We start from the raw sequence: 1695 nt of genomic DNA on the forward strand, positions 1-1695 counted from the left end.
CTCATGACTGTCTCGGATGATTCACTTTTACCCCCTCAATCCGCCTATGTGCCAGTTGGGGGTGCGGAATGTGGGTTTTTGGCGGGAAACGCTTGGCAGGTAAGGATTTGGCTAGCCAGTCTCTACGGCGTCGTTACAATATAACGACGAGTGAGTTTTTCCAGAGAGCGAGGGCTGAATTTGCCCGAAATTCTGGACGAATTTTGCCTCGAAAATCACCCTCGTTTACCTAACCAGTCTCTACCACATCGTCCTATAGGACGACGAGTGAGTCCTTGGAGAGAAACGCAGACTGGGAAAGGGTTTCAGTGATAGGGTGATTTCGAGGCAATTTAGGGTATTTCATTTCTCAAATTGGTTGAGCAAAGCTTGTAATTTTGCCTTGCCCTCTGCGAACTTTCTCCCCTTCATCTTGAGAATGTTCTCAATAATCCAAGTGTTAGTTTTGCCGGCTTCCCGTGACTTACAGATTTCCGCATACAGCGATTTATCTAGGGGAGTTGGCTCGGAAACGGTAGCCAAGGTAGCTACTTCCGGTTCCGGCAAGTCACCGCTATATATAGCTTCCAATGCTTGCCGTGCCTCTTCCACATCAGCACCAGGGGAAGCTAAAATCGCCTCGGCTTCCTGTTGCCGTTGCTTCTGACTTACGTAAACTTCTGTAGCGATTTCATCCTCTACATCAGCTTTGACCGCCCTGAGTTTCAAGGCTTCAATCTCTGCTTCGTCAGCCAGTTTGCGAGCAATGTTGCCAGCACCGATCGCACAGGCAACAGCGCCACACAAGCTCAAGCCCTGGATTGATTTGTGCCAGCTAACTTTTTTGTCGAGCGCGACCAGGGGAGTCAGCCAAAGAGCGATCGCGCTGCCAGACAAAATCCACATTTTTAGCTGCATAAAATCACCCCCGCACCGATCGCAAATGCCGCCAAACTTGCCAAGAGCAAAGCCTGCAAATTCTGCACGGAAATCTTGAGCCAGCCCGACACCGAAAAATCCAGGAGCCAGCACAGACCCCACAAAATAAATGCTGCTGCTGCCAAAAAGGCGATCGCCCTCATAGCCATCGGATGCAAGCTCGCTACCCATCCCAGAAGGGAGGAAGCGATGCACCCGGCGACAAAATAATTTGCCAAGTACATCGCTCGCATTAGTTTACCCCCGCTGTAAGCTTGGCTTTGATAGCGTCAATGCGTTCCCGAGCTGAATTCTCAGCTTTATCTATTCCAAGTCCAAGCTTTGCGTATCCCGGTCGGAGTCCGTGGAGCTTCTTTGCGAGTCCGGCGTTCGAGCGCACTTTTTTGAGTTCCTCCCCAGCAACCACACCCTCGTATTTGCGGTGCGATTTGTGAACGACGGCATCGGCTACTTCAATTGCCCCAAGAGCCTTGTAAGCCTTCTTGCTATGCCTTGCACCTTGGGTCTTTTCCTTTGCTAACTCCTTGAGCCTGCTGGCTTCCTCTTTTTCAAAATACCTCGGAGCCGGAACAACGGGTGCTGTACGAATTGACCCGAAGTTGCCGGGATTCATCGGGGTAATTACCCCCGCGTCGGTAGCTGCCAGCACTTTTGATTTATCAATGCTGTGGTTGCCGTCGTTGCCAGTGGCAAGTTTTCCAGCCCACATTCCGCAGTTCTGGCTTTGATGACTAAGGATTTTCATACATTCACTGTAGGAAAAATATATGTGCCTAC

Annotated in this window: 3 protein-coding genes; all 3 read right to left on the minus strand. The window is 50.4% G+C overall.

Going from position 1 to position 1695, the window contains the following annotated elements:
- Positions 1–342 precede the first annotated feature (342 nt).
- From QUA56_RS36520 to QUA56_RS36530, 3 genes are read right to left on the minus strand one after another with little or no spacing between them, the layout of a single operon-like run.
- Positions 343–897, minus strand: coding sequence for a hypothetical protein (locus tag QUA56_RS36520; RefSeq protein WP_333368885.1), 555 nt, complete (start codon positions 895–897; stop codon positions 343–345).
- Complete coding sequence (locus tag QUA56_RS36525) at positions 888–1151, minus strand: hypothetical protein (protein WP_333368888.1); 264 nt, start codon at positions 1149–1151, stop codon at positions 888–890. The genes QUA56_RS36520 and QUA56_RS36525 overlap by 10 nt, the downstream gene beginning before the upstream one ends.
- Positions 1151–1663, minus strand: coding sequence for a hypothetical protein (locus tag QUA56_RS36530; RefSeq protein WP_333368890.1), 513 nt, complete (start codon positions 1661–1663; stop codon positions 1151–1153). The genes QUA56_RS36525 and QUA56_RS36530 overlap by 1 nt, the downstream gene beginning before the upstream one ends.
- Positions 1664–1695: the final 32 nt, after the last annotated feature.

Source organism: Microcoleus sp. N3A4, from assembly GCF_036701805.1.
Taxonomy (GTDB): Bacteria; Cyanobacteriota; Cyanobacteriia; order Cyanobacteriales; family Microcoleaceae; genus Microcoleus.

Excerpts from the sequence above, each read along its gene's own strand:
- QUA56_RS36520 (WP_333368885.1), bottom strand. The coding sequence starts at position 897 with ATGCAGCTAAAAATGTGGATTTTGTCTGGCAGCGCGATCGCTCTTTGG.
- QUA56_RS36525 (WP_333368888.1), bottom strand. The coding sequence starts at position 1,151 with ATGCGAGCGATGTACTTGGCAAATTATTTTGTCGCCGGGTGCATCGCT.
- QUA56_RS36530 (WP_333368890.1), bottom strand. The coding sequence starts at position 1,663 with ATGAAAATCCTTAGTCATCAAAGCCAGAACTGCGGAATGTGGGCTGGA.